We start from the raw sequence: 20,675 nt of genomic DNA on the forward strand, positions 1-20,675 counted from the left end.
CCCTCTCCCTTTTTCAGAAATCGCCGGCCGCCTCAAGTCTTCCGATCAGGGGGCGGCCGGTCCGGCCGTCGCGGGCGCTTCCACCGGGTCGAGGCGGAACAGCCGCACCGGCGGCATCGTCACGTCGCGGAACCGCCGCGACACCTCGCCAAGATCCTTGCGCCCACCAAAGGCGCCGGCAATGTCGTTGAACGAGCGGAAGGTGGACAACACGAGCAGCAGCGGCCCGGGCAGGGAGAGCAGCTCCGGCTCGTCCATGAAGGCGTAGCGCTGGCGCTCGTCGAATTGCTGCACGGTCACGCCCGGCAGTTCGCGCTTCAGCATCGCCGTCATCTGGTAATCATTGGTGAGGATGGCGCTGGCGCCGATGGCGCGACGGCGGGCGTCGATCTCGGCAGCGAATTCCGGCCAGCCGCGGGTCATGCGCAGCACCGCATCCTTGTTTCCCGCCAGCGTGGTGGGCACGAACAGCGCGTGAATGCCCAAGGCGAGTATCAGGCCGAACGCCAGCGGCAGCGTCGCCCGTGCCAGACCCGGCAGGTTCCGGCCGGCCCAGCCGCTGCCCATGGGGGCGAGCATCCCCGCCGCCGCCGCGACCGCCAGCAGCGGGTAGAGAAAGCCAACCCAGTTCCCCTCCACGCGCGAACACAGCGCGTGCATGGCGAAATAGGCCAGCGGCACGAAGAGCAGGATCAACACCAGCGCCCGCCCGCCCCCCGGCCGGAAGGTGGCGGCGGCGCGGCGCGGCATCAGGCCGAGCACGGCGAACAGGAAGACCAGCGGTGTCGCCAGAGCGATCTGCGACCCGATGAACTCGGGCAGGAATCCGGGCCGGAACGGCGCCTGCGCCGTCACCCGGCCGCCCTGCTTGGTCAGCGTCGCCCAGTCATGGGTCGCGTTCCAGGCGATGTTGGGCAGGAACACGAGCAGCGCCAGCAGTCCCGCCAGCCACGGCCAGGGGGTCAGCAATTGCCGGCGCAGAGGCGCCAGCGCCAGCACCGCCAGCGCAAAGGCGCCGGCCAGCATCACGCCGGAATATTTCGACTGCGCCGCCAGCCCGGTCGCCAGTCCCATGGCCAGCCACCAGAAGGGTGTTGGCGCGCGCACCAGCCGCGCCGCGCACCACACCATGGCGGCGCAGAACAGCGCCAGCGGCGCGTCCGGGGTCGCCAGCGTCATGCCGAGAAAGCCGAAGATCGTCGCGTTGAACAGTACCGCCGCCAGCGCCCCGGCGCGCCGGTCCTCCAGCAACTCCGTCGCCGCCCGCCAGACGAACCAGCTCGCCGGCAGCGCGGCGAGCACGCAGAACAGCCGCACCCCGAGCGGGGTGTCGCCCAGCAGCATCTGCCCGGCGCGGATGAAGAACGCGATCATCGGCGGGTGGTCGACATAGCCGGCCGAAAGCCCCTGCGCCCACAGCGCATAATAGGCTTCGTCCGGCACCAGCGGCACGAAGGCGGCGAGCACCAGCCGCCAGGCCAGCATCAGGCCGATCAGCACCAGCGCGCCGCGCGTGGCGATGTCCACGGGTGGAGATGAGGGCGCCGGGCCGGCGGCAGGCGGGTTCATGCCGCGTCCTTCCACACCAGCGCCCGGCTCATGGCGTAGTTCCACACCGCGCCGATGCAGGCCCCGGCGATGCCGGCGAGCCACCATTGGGCGGTCTGGTAGAAGGCCCATTCGGCGGCGCCGACATTGGCCGCGGCGCCGAGCCCGCAAATGGCATAGAACGCCACCAGCCCGCGCAGGAACGCCCAGCCGGTAAGCCGGCGGTCGCGATAGGTGAGCAGGTTGTTGAGGACATAGTTGAAGGTCATCGCCGTCAATGTGGCGACCGTCTGCGCCGCCAGGAAGCTGAGCGCGAAGCCCAGGCCGAGGCGCAGCGTCGCCAGATGGACGACGAGGCCGGCCGCGCCCACCGTGGCGAAGGAGAGAAAGCGCAGCGAGACCAGCCCGCCGCTCGCCTTGGCGACGATGAGGCCGAGGAAATCCATCAGCACCCGGTTGTCGAGCTTGCTGTCGCCGCTCTGCCGCACGCCGAAGCTGTAGGTCAGCTCCTGCACCTTGAGCCGGCCCCGCGCGGTGGCGAGAATGTCGAGCAGAATCTTGAAGCCCTGCGTCGAGAGCTTCGGCGCCAGTTCCTCGACCGTCTCGCGCCGCAGCATGAAAAAGCCGCTCATCGGGTCGGAGGAGGTCACATGCAGCACGCGCTGTGCCAGCGTTGTGGCGATCCGGCTGCCCCGGCCGCGCCAGGCGCTGAAGCCCTCCGCATCGCCGCCCGGGGCGTAGCGCGTCGCCACCACCACATCGGCACCCGCGCCCATCGCGTCGAGCATGCGCGGCAGCAGGCCCTCATCATGCTGCAGATCGGCGTCCATCACCGCCACGATCGGCGCCTGCGCCGCCAGCATGCCCTCGATGCACGCCCCTGCCAACCCGCGCCGCCCGATGCGGCGGATGCAGCGGATGCGCGGGTCGCGCCGCCCGATGGCGCGCAACGCATCGGCGGTTCCATCGGGAGAGTTGTCGTCGACGAAGATCGCTTCCCAGGCGATACCGGCCAGCACCTGCTCCAGCCGCGCCACCAGCGGCTCCAGATTGCCGCGCTCATTGAAGGTGGGAATGACCACCGTCAGTTCGGGCGCACGCGCCGCAGAAACCGCCGGGCTTTGAGCGGGCGCGGCTTGGGCAGGCACCGCTGGGGCAGGCGCGAGGGGCAGCGAGGACGTCATGGGAAGCCGGCAGAGAGAGGAATGGAGCGTGCGAACGTCGAATAGGCCAGCGCGGCGCGGAAGTCGACGGCCGCCACGCGCATGCCGGCTGCCCGGCCGGCATCAATCGGCGGCCGCGCCTTTGAGCAACCTGTCGGCCGCCGCCCGTGCCTCGGATGTCACCTCGGCGCCCGACAGCATGCGGGCAATCTCCTCGCGCCGGTGGGCGGGCGCCAGCGGCGCCACCCGTGTCGCCACCCGGTCGAGATCGGCCATTGCCTCCTTGGCGATGCGGAAATGGTTGCCGGCCCGCGCCGCCACCTGCGGGGCATGCGTCACCGCCACCACCTGCACGCGGGCCGAAAGCCGGGCAAGCCGGGCGCCGATGGCGTCCGCCACCGCGCCACCAACCCCGGTGTCGATTTCGTCGAAGACCAGCGTCGGCGCCGAGCCCCTGTCGGCCAGAACCACCTTCAGCGCCAGCAGGAAGCGCGCCAATTCGCCGCCCGACGCCACCTTCATCATCGGGCCGGGGCGCGTGCCGGGATTGGTCTGCACCCAGAACTCGATGCGGTCATAGCCGTCCGCCTGCGCCGCCTCGTCGACCTGGCAATCGGTGAGGAAGCGCGCGCGCTCCAGCTTCAGCGGCGGCAATTCGGCGTTCACCGCCGCGTCCAGCGCCACGGCGGCGGTCCGGCGCTTCTGCGACAGGTCGCGCGCCGCGTGGCGATAGGCCGCCTCCATGGCGTCGGCGCGGGCCTCCAGCCCTCTCAGCGTCTCGGCCCCATGGTCGAGCGCGTCGATCTGGTCGGCAAAGCGCGCCGCGACGTTCGGCAGGTTGTCGACCGTGCAGGCATATTTCCGCCCGGCGGCACGCAGGGCGAACAGCCGCTCCTCGATGCGCTCCAACTCGTGCGGATCGAAATCGGCCTCGCGCAGCGCCGCGTCGAGATGGGTGCGGGCGAGGTCCAGCGCGTTCAGCGCCGCGTCGATGGCCTCGACCGCCGGGCGCACCAGCGCCTCGACCTCGCCAGCCCGGCGCTCCAGCCGGCGCACGGCGGCGGCAAGGCCGGGAATGGGCGAATTATTGCCGCCGACGGCGTCCTGCGCGTCGGCGAGATCGGTCGCGATCTTCTCGAAGCGCATCATCTCGGTCCGGCGCGTGGCGAGGCGCTCTTCCTCGCCTGGCTCGGGCCCGAGCGCGGTGAGTTCCTCCACCGCGTGGCGAATGAAGTCCGCCTCCTTCGCCGCCTCGTCGAGCCGCGCCTTCTCCTGTGCCGCCTCGGTGCGCGCCACGCGCCAGCCGCGCGCCCGGGCGCCCACCTCCTCGGCAAGCTCCACCAGCCCGCCATAGGCGTCGAGCAGGGCGCGGTGGGAGGCGGGGTCCACCAGTGCCCGGTCATCATGCTGACCGTGGATTTCCACCAGCCGCCGGCCGAGGTTGCGCAGCATCTGCGCGCTCACCGACTGGTCGTTGACGAAGGCTCTCGTGCGGCCGTCCGCGTGCTGCACCCGCCGCAGCACCAGTGCGCCGTCATCGTCGATGCCCGCTTCCGCCAGAAGGCCGCGCGCGGGGTGATCGGCGGCGAGGTCGAACTCGGCCGTCACCTGTCCCTGCGTTGTGCCCTGGCGAACCAGCGAGCCATCGCCCCGCCCGCCAAGGGCGAGGGTGAAGGCGTCGAGGAGGATCGACTTGCCGGCGCCGGTCTCGCCGGTCATTACGGTGAGACCGGAATGGAAGGAGAGGTCGAGCCGCTCGATGAGCACGATATCCCTGATCGACAGGGCGATCAGCATGCGTGACGCTCCAGAACGTTTTCCTGCGGGACGAGGCGTGTCTTTCTAGCAGGTCGCGAGAGGACGCGCATCCGTGTTCTCGCTACGTTCTCACATGTCGCGGCGCGGCGGAAGAGGCGTTTTCCGGCTTCCGCCGGCCTCTAGCCCAGGGTGAAGCCCTTGAACGCCTTGGCGATCCACGACTGCTCGTTCATCTTCGGATCGACGCCGCGCGACTGCACAAGCTTGTAGGCGTCCTGGTACCAGGAGCTGTCGGGGAAGTTATAGCCGAGCACCGCCGCCGAGGTCTGCGCCTCGCTCATCACGCCCAGCGCCATATAGGCTTCGGTGAGGCGGTACAGCGCCTCCTCGACATGGCGGGTGGTCTGGTAGCGCGTCACCACCACCTTGAAGCGGTTGATGGCCCCGGCATAGTTGCGCTGTTCGAGATAATAGCGCCCGATCATCATCTCCTTGCCAGCCAGCTGGTCGCGGGCGACTTCGAGCTTCTTCTTGGCGCTGACGGCATATTCCGTATTGGGGTATTTGCGAATCACGTCCTCCAGCGAATCCATCGCGCGCTGGGTGCGCTGCTGGTCGCGGGAGATGTCCGGAATCTGGTCGAAATAGGAGGCCGCGACCAGGTACTGCGCATAGGCCGCGTCTTCCGAGCCCGGGTGTAGCGCGAGGTAGCGCCGCGCCGCCGCGATGCTCTCCTCATAGGAGCCCTGGGTGTAATTGGCATAGGCGATCATCAGCAGCGCCTTGCGCGCCCATTCGGAATAGGGGTGCTGGCGGTCGACATCCTCGAAGCGGGTGATGGCCTCGCTATACTCGCTCTTCTGCATGAGGGTCAGGCCCTCATTGTAGCGCTGCTCCGCCGGAACGTCGGGGTAGATCGTTTCTTCCTTGCTGGTGTCGAACAGGCTGGCGCAACCGCCCAGCGAGGCGCCGGCCAGCACAAGCCCCAGCAAACGCACGGCGACGATACCCGAGCGCACCCTGCGGGCGCGGGGGGTGGCGGGAGTCCCGCGAGCGGGAACAGTCTGGCCAAGACAGAGAAGACGCATCACAAGTTCGATCCCGATCTGGTCGCTGCTTCGACGCCACGTGCGTGTCAGGCGCTAAGGCGGCTTTCCGACCGGATTATGGCGCCTTGGGATGCCAAGAGCAAAGAGGCGCCACCGGCCACCGTTTCATGCCACCTGTTGCGCGAGGGACGCGGTCCAGGGGCGGGCGGAGAGTAGGAGCCCGGGCGGAACGCGCCGAGGCGGAGAAGCGGAAAAGGAAAGGCCGGGCGACGCACATGGCGGGCAGGCGCCAATGGGAATGCGGTCGGTCCGGCGACCTCGACCGATGCCGGGCAAAGACGCACCGGCGGGAGGCTCACAGCTCCGGCGCGTAGGCCGGGACGGCAACCGCGACCAGGCCGGCAGTGCTGCTGACGGTGCGGCGGGCCGGGATGCGGGCTTCGACGATCTCAAAGGCGGAGCGGTCGGACAGCAGCGCGTCGACGACGGCGAAATTCAGCTTGTGCCCGCCGCGATAGGAGCGATAGCGGGCCAGCAGCGGCAGGCCGCCAATGGCGAGGTCGCCAATGGCATCCAGCGCCTTGTGGCGGACGAACTCGTCGGCGTAGCGCAGGCCGGTGGTGTTGATCACCCCTTCGTCGCCGAGGCAGATCGTGTTGTCGAGCGAGGCGCCGAGCGCATAGCCGGCCTGCCACAGGCGTTCCACATCGCTGACAAAGCCGAACGTGCGGGCGGCGGCGAGTTCCTTGCGGAACACGTCCGGCGACATGGTGGCGGCGAAGCGCTGGCGGCCGATGGCGGCGTGGTCGAAATCAATCTCGACTTCCAGCCGGAAGCCCATGTCGTAGGGCACGAGTTCGCCGAAGCCGGTCTCGGTCTCGACGCGAATCGGCTTGAGCACGCGCAGATAGCGGCGGGCATGGCCGGTCTCGACAATGCCGGCCTCGTCCACCGCCGCCACGAAATCGCCGGCACTGCCGTCGAGGATCGGCACTTCCGGCCCGTCGATCTCCACCCGGGCATTGTCGACGCCGAGGCCGGCGAAGCAGGCGAGCAGATGTTCGACGGTGGAAACGGCGGGACCGTCCGAATCACGCAGCACGGTCGCGAGATCGCTGCCACGCACCGCGCCGCGGCAGGCGCGCACAGACTGGTTGGTGTCCTTGCGGAAGAAGACGATGCCGGTGTCGGCTTCGGCGGGCGAGAGGTGCATCTGCGCCATCTTGCCGGAATGGACGCCGACGCCGGAAAGCGTCACGTCGTCGCCAAGGGTGGTCTGCCGTACAGCGTTCATTCGACCCAAAAAACGGAAGCGCAAAACGCCCCGCTCTCCCCAATCCCCGAAACCAACACAGTGCGCCGCCTTGCAGAATGCGGAACCGAATCCGCTGCGGACGCTTATCGTTGGCTGGCAAGATAACGGCGCGGCGAGTCTGCGCCAAATCACGCTTGCTTACCGTCTGTTACCGTTTCGACGCTGACGCAACAACATCAAAACCCCTTTTATTTCAATTAGATACGCCCGGGCCTCGCGACCCGGGCGCTGCAGTGCGTCACACGTTGTGTAACAGGCGGCGCGAGGCCGCCTGCCGGACCCGCCCTCAGCCCTGACGGCGCAGGAAGGCGGGGATGTCGAGGTGATCGTCCTCGGCCGGGCGCGCGGCGCGCGGATCGGCCGGACGCGCCGCCGCCGGGCGCTTGGCGTATTCCGAGGTCTCGGGACGCATGTCGGCCAGCGGCCGGCCTTCGGGCTGCTGCGGCGCGCGGCGCACGACGGGACGCATGTCCGCCGGGGGCTCCATCTCGTCCTCGTCCTGGTTGCGGCCGAGGCCGACATTGGCGAGGCGCTGCAGCAGCGTCATGCGCTTCTTCTCGGCGTGATGATGATCGGTCATCTCGCCGCGCGCGGCGCGGATCTGGTTCTGCGCCGGCATGGGCAGCTCGTCGACGCGCGGCATGCGCGGGGCGGGGCGCTCGGCCTGCGGCGGGATGAAGGGGTCGATCGCGTGCTCTTCATAGGCCGCCTCATTGTAGGGGGCGGGCTCCGGCTCGGCATAGTGCGGCTGCTTGGGCGCCATCTGGCGGATCGTCACCTCGTCGATGGCGGCCGGCGCATAGGACGGCTGGGCGTAGGACGGCTCGCCATAGGGATGATCGTTGACCGGCGCGGCCGCGAAGCTCGGCTCGTGATGGGGGGCGCCGAAATCTTCCGCGTCGAGCGCCGAGGCGACCGAGCGCAGGGCGGCGTCGCGGCGCGCTTCCACGGCGGCGCGGCCGGCATTCGAGACACGGCGGCCGCCGAGATCGGGGAGGTTGTTCATGATGTGGGGGATCTGCTCGGGAATCACCGCCGGGTCGATGCCGGTGGCGACGACCGACACCCGGATCAGGCCTTCCAGCGTCTCGTCGAAGGTGGCGCCGAGAATGATGTTGGCGTCGGGATCGACTTCCTCGCGGATGCGGGTCGCCGCCTCGTCCACCTCGAACAGGGTGAGGTCCTTGCCGCCGGTGATCGAGATCAGCAGGCCGCGCGCGCCGCGCATCGACACTTCGTCGAGCAGCGGGTTGGCGATCGCCGCCTCGGCCGCGTGGCGGGCACGCTGCTCGCCGGAGGCCTCGCCGGTGCCCATCATCGCCTTGCCCATCTCGCGCATCACGGCGCGGACGTCGGCGAAGTCGAGGTTGATCAGGCCTTCCTTCACCATCAGGTCGGTGATGCAGGCGACGCCGGAATAGAGCACCTGGTCCGCCATCGCGAAGGCGTCGGCGAAGGTGGTGCGCTCGTTGGCGACCCGGAACAGGTTCTGGTTCGGGATGACGATGAGGGTGTCGACGCCCTTCTGCAGCTCGTTGATGCCCATCTCGCCGATGCGCATGCGGCGCTGGCCCTCGAAATGGAAGGGCTTGGTCACGACGCCGACGGTAAGGATGCCGAGTTCGCGGGCGGCGCGGGCAATGACCGGGGCCGCACCCGTGCCGGTGCCGCCGCCCATGCCGGCGGTGATGAACACCATGTGCGCGCCGGCCAGGTGATCACGGATCTCGTCGAGCGCTTCCTCGGCGGCGGCGCGGCCGACTTCCGGCTGCGAGCCGGCGCCGAGCCCCTCGGTGACGGCGACGCCCATCTGCACGATGCGCTCGGCCTTGGAGAGGGTGAGCGCCTGCGCGTCGGTGTTGGCGACCACGAAGTCGACCCCCGTCAGGCCGGCCGTGATCATGTTGTTGACGGCGTTGCCGCCGGCGCCGCCGACACCGAAGACGGTGATGCGGGGACGCAGTTCGCGGATGTCCGGTACCTGGAGGTTGATGGTCATTTTTAGTGTCCCCTAACGCCGGCGGGCGCGCGGCCCGTCATGATCCCTGTGGTGCCGGTTCCGCCGGCGCGGATTGGATGGAGCACGTCAGAAGGCCTCCCTCAGCCAGTGACCGACGCGCGAAAAATAGCCGGAGCCGTCGCCCTGCGAGAGGCGGCGGCGGCGGGCCTCGAAATGTTCGAGTCCCGCGACCTGCGGATAGACGAGAAGCCCGGTGGCGACGGCAAAGGGCGCGCCGCGCGTCGCCTCGGGCAGCTTTGAAATTCCGAGCGGGCGACCGATTCGCACCTGTGGTCCCAGTATGTTACCGACAAGCTCCGCAAGGCCAGTGAGTTGCGCGGCGCCGCCGGTGAGAACGATGCGCCGGCCCGCTCCCGCCGCGTGGCCGGAGGCGTGAAGACGGTCGCGCACCAGTTCGACGATTTCCTCGACACGCGGGCGAACGATCCGCACCAGCCGCGCCTTGGGAATGGCGCGGGGAAGGTCATGGTCGTCGGAAATGCTCGGCACGGTGAGCATTTCGCGCTCGTCGGCGCCCATCGCCATAACCCCGCCATGCAGGCTCTTCAGCCGCTCGGCATCGGCAAGGCGGGTGGAGAGCCCGCGCGCCACGTCGTTGGTCACGTGCTGGCCGCCGATGGCGATGCCGTCGACATGCACGCAATGGCCGTTCTCCACCACCGCCACCGTGGTGGTGCCGGCGCCGAAATCGATCAGCGTCACGCCGAGTTCCGATTCGTCGTCGGCCAGCGTGGACAGCGCCGCCGCATAGGGGGCGGCCACCATCGCTTCGACGCCGAGATGGCAGCGCTCGATGCACAGCAGCAGGTTGCGCACGGCGGCCGCCTCGGCGGTGACGACGTGGAGATCGACGCCGAGCCGGCGTCCCAGCATGCCGCGCGGTTCGCCGATGCCGCCCGCGCCGTCGAGCGCGTAGCCGACCGGCAAAGCGTGCAGGATGGTGCGCCCCTCGCCGACGGCGAAGGTGGAGGCGGCGTCGAGCACGCGGCGGATATCGCCCTCGGCCACCGCCGGCTCCGGCAGGTCGACCTCGGCGTTGAAATGTTCGGAGGCGAGCCGGCCGCCCGCCAGCGAGACGATGACGGAGGCGATCTGCGCGCCGGCCATGCGCTCGGCCGCATCCACCGCGCGGCGAATCGCGTGCTCGGCGCGCTCCATGTCGATGACGGTGCCGCCCTTGATGCCATGGGCGCTGGTGTGGCCGATGCCGAGCACATCCACCGAATGGGTGCGCCGGCGCAGGCTCGACGTCGCCTCGCGCGGCTTCAGCCGGGCGATCATGCACACGATCTTGGACGTGCCGACTTCCAGCACGCCGACCACGCCGGTGCGGCGCGGCGGCAGCGGCCGCATTTTCGGGGCGATCTCGAAGGGCGCGCGCGGTCTCATGAGCTGCTGCCCTTCTTGGCCTTGGCCTTGGCTTTCAGCTCGGCCTCGCGGGCGGCATAGGCCGCATCGGAAAGACGGACCGAGACCCGGTCGGGAAGACGCAGGTCGACAATCGTGATGTCGCGCGAGAGCAGCGACTTCTGCTGGTCGAGCAGAGCGAGCTGTTCGAGCGCGTCGTTCAGCCCCTGCTCCGGCAGGCGCACATCGACGCCGTTGCGCATCTTCAGCGTCCAGCGGCGGTCGGCGACACGGATGGCGGCACGCACCTGGTCGCGCACGCCGGGCACCAGGCTCAGCGCCTCGACGATCTCGACGACGCTGGTCTGGGCGCCGTCGCCGACCACGATGGGAAGGCGGATATAGCGCGCATCGTCGGAATAGGGCGCGATCACCGTGCCGTCGCGGGCGATGACGTTGATCCGGCCGTCCTTCTGCCAGAGCGCGAAGCCCTCGCGCTCGACGATCTGGATGTCGAGGCGGTCGGGATAGAGCTTCTGCACCGTGGCGCGCTTGATCCACGCCAGCTCTTCAAGGCGCATGCGCGCGCCCTCGGCATCGAGGAACAGCAGCGAGGAGGTCGGCTTCACCCCAGCCGTGGCGAGGATGTCGCCGGGGGTGACGTGATTCTGGCCGGAAAGATTGACGCTGGCGATCCTGAGCCCGGCGAGGTTGGCGGCGGCATCGCCCATGTCGCGGGCGGTCTCGATCGCCGCCGGCATGTGGCCGCCGCGCTCCATGCCGTAAAGCCCGGTGGCGACGAACAGCGCCGCCGTGAGCCAGGCCCCGGCGCCGGTGAACACGGCGCGCGAGGTGCACAGGCCGACCAGCAGGCGCCGGCCGCCGATGATGGTGCGGTCGAGAAAACGGGTGCGCTCGGACACCGGCGCCGAACGCGCCGGCAGGCGGGCACGCACGCTTCGGGTCGAATCGCCGGTGGCCGCGCCGGTCCGCTTGCCCGCAGGCGTCTGCCGCGGGGTCAGCGATCGAGCGAAGCGTCCTCCACCATCCATCGTATTAACTCACCGAACGAATGGCCCTCATGGGCTGCCAATTCGGGCACAAGCGACGTCTCGGTCATTCCGGGCTGCGTATTGACCTCCAGACAGACAAGACCGGATTCGTCCCCGGTCTGGTCGTCGTAGCGGAAGTCCGTCCTGCTGATGCCCCGACAGCCGAGCGCGCGATGCGCCCTGACCGCTAACATCCGCGCCTTTTGGTAAACAATCGGTAAAATTTGGGCCGGGAGAATGTGGCGAGAACCGCCCGGGGCGTATTTTGCCTCGTAATCATAGAACTTTAGGTCGGACTGGATTTCGATAACGCCGAGCGCGTGATCGCCCATAACGGCGCAGGTCAGCTCCAGACCGGGGATATACCGCTCCGCCAGCAGGTCCTCGCCGAATCCCCAATCGGTGCGATTCAGTTCCTGCGGCGGGTGCTCCTGGTCCTCGCGGACGATGAACACCCCCACGGAGGAGCCCCCGGTATTGGGCTTGAGCACGTAGGGGCGCGGCAGCACGTGTTCGCGCGCCGCCTCGGCCCGCGTTACCAGGCGGCCCTCCGGCACGGGCACGCCATGGGCGGCGAGGATGATCTTGGCCTGCGTCTTGTCCATCGCCAGCGCCGAGGCCAGCACGCCGGAATGGGTGTAGGGAATGCGCAGCACCTCCAGAATGCCCTGGATCGTGCCGTCCTCGCCCGGCCGGCCGTGCAGCACGTTCAGTGCCACGTCGGGCTGGAGCGCGCTGAGAACCTGCGCGATATCGCGCCCCACATCGACGCGGGTGACGCGGTAGCCGACGCTTTCCGCCGCTTTCGCGCACGCTTCGCCCGACCACAGCGACACCTGCCGCTCCGGCGACCAGCCGCCCATCAGGACGGCGACATGCTTGCCCATGAAACTCTCCTCGGCGGCACGCAAGGCCGCATCGTTCAGCCGGGAAGGCCGATACGCCTGATCTCCCATTCCAGCTCGACGCCGGACTGGTCCTTCACGCGCCGGCGAACCTCCTCGCCGAGCCCCTCTATGTCGGCGGCGGTAGCGCCGCCGGTATTGATCAGGAAATTGCAGTGCAGGGTCGACATCTGCGCGCCCCCACGGGTCAGCCCCCGGCAGCCGGCCGCGTCGATCAGTTGCCAGGCCTTGCCGTCCGGCGGGTTCTTGAAGGTCGAGCCGCCGGTCTTCTCGCGAATCGGCTGGGTGGCCTCGCGCGCCGCGGTGATTCGGTCCATCTCGGCGACGATGGCCGCCGTCTCGCCCGGCCGCCCCTGAAACAGCGCGCGGGTGAAGATGATGTCGGCCGGGGCCTGCGAATGCCGGTAGCTGAAGCCGAAATCGGCGTTGGAGAAGGTGCGCACCTGCCCCGCCCGATCGACACCGCGCGCCTCGACGAGCGGGTTGCAGGTCTCCCCGCCATGCGCCCCGGCATTCATCCGCAGCGCCCCGCCAATGCCGCCGGGGATGCCGCGATAGAAGGCGAGCCCGGCAATGCCGGCCTCCGCCGCCGCGCGGGCGAGCTTCACGTCCGGCACCGCCGTGCCGACGCGCAGCCGGTGCCCCTCCTCCACCACGATCTCGCTGAAGCCGCGCCCGAGCCGAATCACGACGCCCGGCACGCCGCCATCGCGCACGATGAGGTTGGAGCCGAGCCCGATCACCGTCACCGGGATTTGCGCCGGCAGGTGGGCGAGGAAAGCGGCGAGGTCGTCCTCGTCGGCCGGGGTGAACAGCACCTGCGCCGGCCCGCCGACGCGGAACCACGTCAGCTCGGCCAGCGGCTGGTTGGCGATCAGCCGCCCGCGCAGATCGGGCATCCGGGCGGAAAGTTCGGGCGTGAGGTCGGGAAAGGTCACGCGAGCGGCTCCCCGCCAAGTTGCCCCGGCAGCGCGTAGGCCCATTGGGTGATGTTGCCGGCGCCCAGGCACACGACATAGTCGCCCGGCTTCATCAGCCCCTTCACCAGCCCGGCCAGCGCTTCCGGCCCCGGCAGCGCCATCACCGAGCGGTGGCCGCGTGCGCGCAGCGCCTCGACCAGATGGTCGCGGTCGATGCCGGGAATGGGCGCCTCGCCGGCCGCATAGACATCGGCGACGATCACATGGTCGGCGTCGTTGAAGCAGGTGGCGAACTGGTCGAACAGCGATTGCAGCCGCGAATAGCGGTGCGGCTGGACGATCGCGATCACCTGCCCCTCGGTGGAGGCGCGGGCGGCGCGCAGCACGGCGGAAATCTCCACCGGGTGATGGCCGTAATCGTCGAAGATGCTGACGCCGTCGACCTCGCCGGTGCGGGTGAAGCGCCGCTTCACGCCGCCAAAGCCCGCCAGCGCGCTGCGGATCTGCTCGTCGCTGGCGCCCAGCTCATGCGCCACCGCGATGGCGGCGGTGGCGTTCAGCGCGTTGTGGTTGCCGGGCATCGGCAGCACGAGATCGCGCAATTCGTGCACCACCGTACCCAGACGGTCGCGGAACAGCACGGCGAAGCGGCACACCCCGCCGCGCAAATCGACATCGACGATGCGCACATCCGCCTGCGGGTTCTCCCCATAGGTGATGACCCGCCGGTCCTCGACATGGCCCACCAGCGCCTGCACCACGGGATGATCGGTGCACATCACCGCGAAGCCGTAGAAGGGCAGATTGTCGATGAAGCTGCGGAAGGCCGCCTGCACCGCCTCGAAGGTCTTGAAGTGGTCGAGATGCTCGGGGTCGATATTGGTGACGATGGCGACCTCAACCGGCAGCTTGAGGAAGGTGCCGTCGCTCTCGTCCGCCTCCACCACCATCCATTCGCCATCGCCGAGCCGCGCATTGGTGCCATAGGCGTTGATGATGCCGCCATTGATGACGGTGGGGTCGAAGCCGCCGGCGTCGAGCAGGGTGGCGACCATGGAGGTGGTGGTGGTCTTGCCGTGGGTGCCGGCGATGGCGACGCAGCTTTTCAGCCGCATCAGCTCGGCCAGCATCTCCGCCCGGCGCACGACAGGAAGGCGTTTGGCGCGGGCGGCGACCAGCTCGGGATTGTCGCGGCGGATGGCGGTGGAGACCACCAGCACCTCGGCGCCGTCGATGTTCTCCGCCGCATGGCCGATCAGCACCTTGATGCCCTTCTCGGCGAGGCGCTTCACATTGGCGCTCTCGGCAACGTCGGAGCCCTGCACCGTGTAGCCGAGATTGTGCAGCACCTCGGCGATGCCGCTCATGCCGATGCCGCCAATGCCGACAAAATGGATGGGGCCGAGAGAGAGCGGGAGCTTCATGCGATCTTCCTTCCGCGCCGGCGCGGCGCGGGCGTGACGTCCGGGCGCGCAGGAATATCCGGGCGCGCAGGAATAGACGAGCGGGCCGCCCCCGTCACCGGGCCTTTGGTCGGGTGAAAACGCAGGCTGGCGGCGCCCGCATTCCTAGACATGGATCTTGCCGAGGTCGAGGACGAGCGCGGCGAGGCGCTCGGCGGCATCCGCCCGGCCCATGGCGCGGGCCGCAGTCGCCATCGCCTCCAGCCGTCCGGGCTCGCCGGCAAGGCGGGCGAGGGCCGTGGCGAAGCTGTCGGGGGTGAAATGGCTCTGCGGCATCACCACCGCCCCGCCGCCATTGGCGAGCGCGGTGGCGTTGGCAAGCTGGTCCTGGTCGAGCGCGCCGGGCAGCGGCACGAGGATGGACGGCCGGCCGATCACGCCAAGTTCCGCCACCGTCATCGCCCCCGAGCGGGAGATGACGAGATGCGCCCGCGCGATGCGGGCGGGGAGGTCGGCGAAGAAGGGTTCGATTTCCGCCTGCACGCCGAGGCGGGCATAGGTGGCGCGCACGGCCTCGATGTCCTCCGGCCGCGCCTGCTGCACGAGCCGCAGCCGTGTGCGCAGGGCGGCATCGAGGGCCTCGATGCCGTTCGGCACCACTTCGCTCATCACCCGCGCGCCCTGGCTGCCGCCGGTCACGAGCAGGTCGATCGGCCCGCCCGGCGTGAGCGGCGCGAAGGGGACTTCGGCGGCGGCGATCACCGCGGGGCGCACCGGGTTGCCGGTGTGGTGCGCCTTGGCGGCGAGGTTTGGCTTTGCGGCGCAGATATCGGGATAGCCGGACGCGATGGCGGTGACGCGGGCGGCGAGCAGCGTGTTGGCCCGCCCCATCACCGCATTGGCCTCATGGATCAGCGTCGGAAACCCGGCATAGTGCGCGGCAAGGATCGGCGGCAAAGTGGGATAGCCGCCAAAGCCGACGACGATGGACGGCCTCATCGCCCGCATCAGCCGGAAGCCCTTGACGAAGCCCAGCCCGAGCGTGAGCGCGGTGCGCGCCAGCGCCACCGGCGAGCGCCCGCGCACCGTCTCGGCCGGCAGCACATGCAGCCGTCGCGCCGGGAAATGCCCGGCATAGCGGGCGGCGCGCGAATCGGTGACAAGGTCGACATCCACGCCCCGCGCGGCCAGCACGCCGGCCAGCGCCTCGGCGGGGAAGAGATGACCGCCGGTGCCCCCGGCGGCGAGCATGACGAGCGGACGGGCCGCGTTTTCCATGGCGGACCTCACGCCGGGCGCGGCATCGGCGCGCCGAGCCGTGTGCCGAGCCGCTCCAGCTCCGCCAGCGTCGCGGTGCGCGGCCGCCGCCGGGTGAGCGCCAGCAGCATGCCCATGCCATAGGCCAGCGAGATCAGCGAGGAGCCGCCATAGGAGACGAAAGGCAGCGTCATGCCCTTGGCCGGCATCATGTGCAGGTTCACCATCATGTTGATGCAGGACTGGAGCCCGAACAGCATGGCGAGGCCTGCCGTGGCGAAGCGCACGAAGGGGTCCTCGTCGTTCAGCGCCCGGGAAAGCGCCCGTAGCACGATGAAGGCGAACAGGCCGGCGATCATCAGGCACAGCACGGCGCCGAATTCCTCGCCCGCCACCGCGAAGATGAAATCGGTGTGGCCGTCCGGCAGCACGTTCTTGAAGCTGCCCTCGCCCGGCCCCTGCCCCAGCCAGCCGCCATTGAGGAAGGAGTTGATCGACAGGTCGATCTGGTAGGTGTCACCGGAATCCGGGTTCATGAAGCGGTCGATGCGCTGGGTGACGTGCGGCACCATCTTGTAGGCGATGAACAGGCCCGACGCGCCGACACCGGCGAGGCCCACCACCCAGACGATGCGCAGCCCGGCCAGGAAGAACAGGCTGCCCCACACCAGCGAGACCAGCATGGTCTGGCCGAAATCCGGCTGCATCACCAGCGGCGTCACCACCATGCCGAGAAGGCCGATGGCGAGGAACTGGCCCGGCATTTCCGGCCGCCGCACGCTCTCGGAGAACAGCCAGGCGGCGATGATGACGAAGCTGGGCTTGAGGAATTCCGAAGGCTGCACCGTGATGCTGGCGATGTTGAGCCAGCGCCGCGCGCCCTTCACCTCCGGCCCCACCACCAGCGTGGCGCAGACCAGGGCGAGGAAGAACAGGAACAGCACCAGCGCGATGCGCCGGATGTTGCGTGGCGACAGGAACGAGGTGGCGATCAGGATGATGAGCGCCGGCACCAGGAACATCACCTGCCGGTTCACGAAGTGGAACGGGTCGGGAATGCCGATGCGCGCCGCCACCGGCGGGCTCGCCGCCAGCGCCAGCACGATGCCGATGATCATCAAGGCGGCAAGAGCGCCGAGCAGCAGCCGGTCGATGGTCCACCACCATTCGCCGACGACCGTCCTTTCGGCACGCGAGATCATGTACGCCACTCCGGGAAACAGGTTGGCCGGAGTATCGGACGGTTAAGGTTGACGGGCGCTTAATGCCGACGCGCGTGCTCAGACATCGCGCAGCGCATTGACGAGCGCGCGGAAGGCGTCGCCCCGCACCTCGAAATTGCGGTACTGGTCGAAACTGGCGCAGGCGGGAGACAGCAGCACGACGGCCGGTTGCAGCTTGGTGACGGCAGCTTGCAGCTTGGACGTTGCAGCAGCGTCTGCAGTGGCTTTTGCAGCGTCGTCTGCAGCGTCTTCTGCAGCCCGGGCGACCGCCACGTCGAGCGTGCCGCAGATCTCATGCGGCACGTCATCGCCCAGCGTAGCGGCGAATTCCTGTGCCGCCACGCCGATCAGGTAAGCCTTTCGTACCCTTGAGAAATACGGCCGCAGGGGCGCGATGCCGCCCTCCTTGGGCTTGCCGCCGGCGATCCAGTAAATGTCCTCGAAAGAGGTCAGCGCCCGCTCCGCCGCATCCGCGTTGGTCGCCTTGGAATCGTTGACGAACAACACGTTGCCGAGGGTCCGCACCTGCTCCATCCGGTGCGCGAGACCCGGAAAGCTCGCCATGCCGGCCGCGATCACCTCGGGCGCGAGGCCCAGCGCACGGGCGCCCGCATAGGCGGCAGCGGCGTTCTGCGCGTTATGGGCGCCGCGCAACGAGCCGATACCCTTGAGCGAAAAGGAGAATTTACGCTCCCCCGCCTCGCTCTCGACGATGTCGGTGCCATCGAGAAAAACGCCGTCCGCCAGCTTCTGCTGGACGGAAAGCCTTACGACCCGCTTGCCCGTCGCCTCCGCCCGCTCGGCGATGGCGCGCGAGAAATCGTCATCGACCCCGACAACCGCCGTCCCGCCGGCCTCGACGCCGGCGATCAAGCGCTCCTTCACCGCCGCGTAATGTTCCACCGTCCCGTGCCGGTCGATATGGTCGGGCGACAGGTTGAGCAGGATGCCCACCGCCGGATCGAGGCTCGGCGCGAGGTCGATCTGGTAAGACGAGCACTCGATGACATAGACCCGCCCGGCCTTTGGCGGTTCGAGGCCGAGAATCGCCGGGCCGAAATTGCCGCCGATCTGCACATCGCGTCCGCCGACCTTCAGGAGATGGGCGAGCAGCGCGGTCGTGGTCGATTTGCCATTGGTGCCGGTGATCGCCGCGAAGGCCGGCCGGCGCACCGCGCGCCGCCGCTCGCGGCAGAACAGCTCGATGTCGCCGATGACCTCCACCCCGGCGGCCTGCGCCCTCCGCACCGTCCAGTGCGGCTCGGGATGAGTAAGCGGCACCCCCGGCGCCAGCACCAGCGCGGCAAAGCCCGACCAGTCGGCGGTGTTGAGGTCGCCGGTGGCAATGCCCTCCGCCGCCGCCTTTTCCACCGAGGCGGGCGAATCATCCCACGCCGTGACCAAGGCACCTCCAGCGAGCAGCGCCCGCGCAGTGGCGAGACCCGACCCGCCGAGCCCGAACAGGGCGACCGCGCGGTCCTTGAGGGAGGAGACGGGAATCATGGGGAGCAACCTTGGCAACGACACCCGCGAAAGGGGCTGCGCGGCCCCCCTCGCTAGCGCATTTCGCCGACCGATGAAATGATCGGCGCTCGACACGACAGCATTTCCGACCCCCCAGCCTGAGAGCTTGCCATGTCCGCCCCCGCTCTGCTTCCCCTCGGCTCGACGATGCGGGTCCTGCGACCCCATCCCAACATCTATGCCTTCTATGACGGCCGGATCGAGGGGGCGCGCGCGCATTCGGCAGCGCCGAACTGGCTCGACGACGGCGCCTATGCGCTCGGCGTCTGCGTCTATGCGGTGGTGGATGGCAGCGAGGCGCTGCTCTACGACACCCATATCTCGATTCCCCACGCGCAGATGATGCGCCGGGCGCTGGAAGAGGCGGGCGTCACCTCCTTCCGCGTGGTGCTGAGCCATTGGCACGACGACCATGTCGCGGGCAACGCCGTCTTCGCCACCGACGAGATCGTCGCGCTGGACCGCACCGAGCGGACACTCGCCGCCAACCGCGTGGCGCTGGAAAATGGCGACCCGCCGATCTTCCCGCTGGTCATGCCGAACAAGATCATCACCGGCCCGAGCGAATTGACGGTCGGCCGGCTCACGGTGAGGCTGGAGCCGGCGGAGATCCACAGCCAGGACGGGCTGATCCTGCTGCTGCCGGAGCTCGGCCTCATGCTGGCCGGCGACACGCTGGAAGAGCCGATCACCTATGTCGGCGAGCCCGAGCGCCTGCCGGTCCATGTGGAGGAACTGAAGCGAATCCGCGAATGGGGCTATCGGCGCATCCTGCCCAATCACGGCGCGCCTGACGTGATCGCTGCCGGTGGCTACGGTCCCGAGCTGATCGACGCCACGATCCGCTATGTGAACAAGCTGCTGCACACCCGCATCGACATGGCGCTGGCCGACCAGGACCTGTCCACCTTCATCGCCGGCGACATCGCCACCGGCGCCCTCACCTATTTCGCGCCCTATGAGGCCGTCCACGCCGACAATGTGAAGAAAGTGCTGGCGCTGCCGGGGTGAGGCGCGAAGGAGGGTGCGGGCCGCCCCTCCTCACCGCAGCTTCAGCGTCGAGAGCCCGATCAGCGCCAGCACGACGGCGATGATCCAGAAGCGGATGACGATCTGCGGCTCGGTCCAGCCCTTCTGCTCGAAATGGTGGTGAATCGGCGCCATCTTGAACACGCGCTTGCCGGTGAGCTTGAAGGAAGCGACCTGCACGATCACCGACACCGCCTCCAGCACGAACAGCCCGCCGATCACCGCCAGCACGATCTCGTGCTTGGTGGCCACCGCGATGGTGCCGAGCAGGCCGCCCAGTGCCAGCGAGCCGGTATCGCCCATGAAGATCTGCGCGGGCGGGGCGTTGAACCACAGGAAGCCGATGCCCGCGCCGATGATCGCCCCGCAGATCACCGCCAGTTCGCCGACGCCGGCGACGTAGTGGATCTGCAGGTAATCGGCGAACAGCACGTTGCCGGAGAGATAGGAGATCATCCCGAAGCTGGCGGCGGCGACCATGACCGGGACGATGGCGAGACCGTCGAGCCCGTCGGTCAGGTTCACCGCATTGCCGGCGCCGACGATGACGAAGGCGCCGAGGATGACGAAGAACCAGCCAAGGTCGAGCAGCAGGTCCTTGAAGAAGGGGAAGGCCAGCGAGGAGGACAGCGGATCGCGCCCCACATGCATGATCACCACGGCGGCGGTGCCGGCGATCAGCGCCTCGATGGCGAGGCGCGTCTTGCCGGACAGGCCGTTATGGGTCTGCTTCGTCACCTTGAGATAGTCGTCATAGAAGCCGATCAGCCCGAAGCCGATGGTGACGAACAGCACCACCCAGACATAGGGGTTGGACAGGTTGCCCCACAGCAGCGTCGCCACCATGAGCCCCGAGAAGATCATCAGCCCGCCCATGGTGGGCGTGCCCTTCTTGGTCAGAAGGTGCGACTGCGGCCCGTCGGTGCGGATCGGCTGGCCCTTGCCCTGCTTCAGCCGCAGCAGCGCGATGATGGCCGGGCCGAACATGAAGACGAACAGCAGCGCGGTGATGATCGCCCCGCCGGTGCGGAAGGTGATGTAGCGGAAGACGTTAACCGCCGGGACGCTTCCCTGGAATTCGGCGAGCCATTGCAGCATGGAGGATCAACCTTCGGGTGGGCGGGGCGACAGGCCGGCGGGCCGCTGCGGGCGGCGGGGCTTG

16 protein-coding genes are annotated in these 20,675 nt (G+C 68.9%); 1 reads left to right on the top strand and 15 read right to left on the bottom strand.

All coding sequences use genetic code 11. The features are described from left to right. Window positions 1-45 precede the first annotated feature (45 nt). The 14 genes from EV667_RS19705 to murD form a co-directional block, all read right to left on the bottom strand. Entirely contained in the window at window positions 46-1,569 is a 1,524-nt protein-coding gene (locus tag EV667_RS19705) for an ArnT family glycosyltransferase (RefSeq protein ID WP_131837065.1), read from the bottom strand. Then, window positions 1,566-2,630 carry a glycosyltransferase gene (locus EV667_RS19710; RefSeq protein WP_131837066.1) on the bottom strand — a complete coding sequence of 355 codons (1,065 nt, stop codon included), beginning with the start codon at window positions 2,628-2,630 and terminating at the stop codon, window positions 1,566-1,568. The genes EV667_RS19705 and EV667_RS19710 overlap by 4 nt, the downstream gene beginning before the upstream one ends. A 204-nt stretch (window positions 2,631-2,834) precedes the next feature. Next, window positions 2,835-4,508 (bottom strand): DNA repair protein RecN, encoded by a 1,674-nt coding sequence (recN, locus tag EV667_RS19715; RefSeq protein WP_131837067.1) that lies wholly within the window; start codon window positions 4,506-4,508, stop codon window positions 2,835-2,837. A gap of 140 nt (window positions 4,509-4,648) precedes the next feature. Beyond that, on the bottom strand, window positions 4,649-5,557 hold the full coding sequence (locus tag EV667_RS19720) for an outer membrane protein assembly factor BamD (protein WP_425359047.1): 909 nt from the start codon (window positions 5,555-5,557) through the stop codon (window positions 4,649-4,651). 316 nt (window positions 5,558-5,873) lie between these two features. Next, on the bottom strand, window positions 5,874-6,812 hold the full coding sequence (gene lpxC, locus EV667_RS19725) for a UDP-3-O-acyl-N-acetylglucosamine deacetylase (RefSeq protein WP_131837068.1): 939 nt from the start codon (window positions 6,810-6,812) through the stop codon (window positions 5,874-5,876). Window positions 6,813-7,119: 307 nt separating this feature from the next. Then, entirely contained in the window at window positions 7,120-8,832 is a 1,713-nt protein-coding gene (gene ftsZ / locus EV667_RS19730; RefSeq protein ID WP_131837069.1) for a cell division protein FtsZ, read from the bottom strand. Between the two features lie 87 nt (window positions 8,833-8,919). Beyond that, complete coding sequence (gene ftsA / locus EV667_RS19735; protein ID WP_245261568.1) at window positions 8,920-10,242, bottom strand: cell division protein FtsA; 1,323 nt, start codon at window positions 10,240-10,242, stop codon at window positions 8,920-8,922. Next, window positions 10,239-11,156, bottom strand: a complete 918-nt coding sequence (locus EV667_RS19740; RefSeq protein ID WP_245516276.1) for a cell division protein FtsQ/DivIB — start codon at window positions 11,154-11,156, stop codon at window positions 10,239-10,241. The genes ftsA and EV667_RS19740 overlap by 4 nt, the downstream gene beginning before the upstream one ends. Window positions 11,157-11,218: 62 nt before the next feature. Beyond that, window positions 11,219-12,139 (bottom strand): D-alanine--D-alanine ligase, encoded by a 921-nt coding sequence (locus EV667_RS19745; protein ID WP_131837070.1) that lies wholly within the window; start codon window positions 12,137-12,139, stop codon window positions 11,219-11,221. 35 nt (window positions 12,140-12,174) lie between these two features. Beyond that, window positions 12,175-13,095 carry a UDP-N-acetylmuramate dehydrogenase gene (murB, locus tag EV667_RS19750; protein ID WP_131837071.1) on the bottom strand — a complete coding sequence of 307 codons (921 nt, stop codon included), beginning with the start codon at window positions 13,093-13,095 and terminating at the stop codon, window positions 12,175-12,177. Continuing rightward, window positions 13,092-14,501 carry a UDP-N-acetylmuramate--L-alanine ligase gene (gene murC, locus EV667_RS19755; protein WP_131837072.1) on the bottom strand — a complete coding sequence of 470 codons (1,410 nt, stop codon included), beginning with the start codon at window positions 14,499-14,501 and terminating at the stop codon, window positions 13,092-13,094. Before murC ends, murB begins: the two co-directional genes overlap by 4 nt. 144 nt (window positions 14,502-14,645) lie before the next feature. After that, the gene (gene murG / locus EV667_RS19760) at window positions 14,646-15,758 is read right to left on the bottom strand and encodes an undecaprenyldiphospho-muramoylpentapeptide beta-N-acetylglucosaminyltransferase (protein ID WP_245516277.1); all 1,113 of its coding nucleotides are present in this window, start codon (window positions 15,756-15,758) and stop codon (window positions 14,646-14,648) included. 8 nt (window positions 15,759-15,766) lie between these two features. Beyond that, window positions 15,767-16,939 (bottom strand): putative lipid II flippase FtsW, encoded by a 1,173-nt coding sequence (gene ftsW / locus EV667_RS19765; protein ID WP_131837073.1) that lies wholly within the window; start codon window positions 16,937-16,939, stop codon window positions 15,767-15,769. A 78-nt stretch (window positions 16,940-17,017) separates the two neighbouring features. Next, the gene (gene murD, locus EV667_RS19770) at window positions 17,018-18,463 is read right to left on the bottom strand and encodes a UDP-N-acetylmuramoyl-L-alanine--D-glutamate ligase (protein ID WP_131837074.1); all 1,446 of its coding nucleotides are present in this window, start codon (window positions 18,461-18,463) and stop codon (window positions 17,018-17,020) included. Window positions 18,464-18,595: 132 nt separating this feature from the next. Between murD and EV667_RS19775 the strand changes: the two genes are divergently transcribed. Further along, the gene (locus EV667_RS19775; RefSeq protein ID WP_131837075.1) at window positions 18,596-19,495 is read left to right on the top strand and encodes an MBL fold metallo-hydrolase; all 900 of its coding nucleotides are present in this window, start codon (window positions 18,596-18,598) and stop codon (window positions 19,493-19,495) included. Window positions 19,496-19,525: 30 nt separating this feature from the next. On the opposite strand, the gene mraY is transcribed toward EV667_RS19775, so the two are convergent. Next, the gene (mraY, locus tag EV667_RS19780) at window positions 19,526-20,611 is read right to left on the bottom strand and encodes a phospho-N-acetylmuramoyl-pentapeptide-transferase (protein ID WP_131837076.1); all 1,086 of its coding nucleotides are present in this window, start codon (window positions 20,609-20,611) and stop codon (window positions 19,526-19,528) included. Between the last annotated feature and the right edge of the window lie 64 nt (window positions 20,612-20,675).

This window comes from Ancylobacter aquaticus (genome assembly GCF_004339465.1).
GTDB classification, from domain to species: domain Bacteria; phylum Pseudomonadota; class Alphaproteobacteria; order Rhizobiales; family Xanthobacteraceae; genus Ancylobacter; species Ancylobacter aquaticus.

Coding starts and splice junctions, on each gene's coding strand:
- EV667_RS19705 (WP_131837065.1), bottom strand. CDS start 1,569: ATGAACCCGCCTGCCGCCGGCCCGGCGCCCTCATCTCCACCCGTGGAC.
- recN (WP_131837067.1), bottom strand. CDS start 4,508: ATGCTGATCGCCCTGTCGATCAGGGATATCGTGCTCATCGAGCGGCTC.
- EV667_RS19720 (WP_425359047.1), bottom strand. CDS start 5,557: ATGCGTCTTCTCTGTCTTGGCCAGACTGTTCCCGCTCGCGGGACTCCC.
- lpxC (WP_131837068.1), bottom strand. CDS start 6,812: ATGAACGCTGTACGGCAGACCACCCTTGGCGACGACGTGACGCTTTCC.
- ftsZ (WP_131837069.1), bottom strand. CDS start 8,832: ATGACCATCAACCTCCAGGTACCGGACATCCGCGAACTGCGTCCCCGC.
- ftsA (WP_245261568.1), bottom strand. CDS start 10,242: ATGAGACCGCGCGCGCCCTTCGAGATCGCCCCGAAAATGCGGCCGCTG.
- EV667_RS19745 (WP_131837070.1), bottom strand. CDS start 12,139: ATGGGCAAGCATGTCGCCGTCCTGATGGGCGGCTGGTCGCCGGAGCGG.
- murC (WP_131837072.1), bottom strand. CDS start 14,501: ATGAAGCTCCCGCTCTCTCTCGGCCCCATCCATTTTGTCGGCATTGGC.
- murG (WP_245516277.1), bottom strand. CDS start 15,758: ATGGAAAACGCGGCCCGTCCGCTCGTCATGCTCGCCGCCGGGGGCACC.
- ftsW (WP_131837073.1), bottom strand. CDS start 16,939: ATGATCTCGCGTGCCGAAAGGACGGTCGTCGGCGAATGGTGGTGGACC.
- murD (WP_131837074.1), bottom strand. CDS start 18,463: ATGATTCCCGTCTCCTCCCTCAAGGACCGCGCGGTCGCCCTGTTCGGG.
- EV667_RS19775 (WP_131837075.1), top strand. CDS start 18,596: ATGTCCGCCCCCGCTCTGCTTCCCCTCGGCTCGACGATGCGGGTCCTG.
- mraY (WP_131837076.1), bottom strand. CDS start 20,611: ATGCTGCAATGGCTCGCCGAATTCCAGGGAAGCGTCCCGGCGGTTAAC.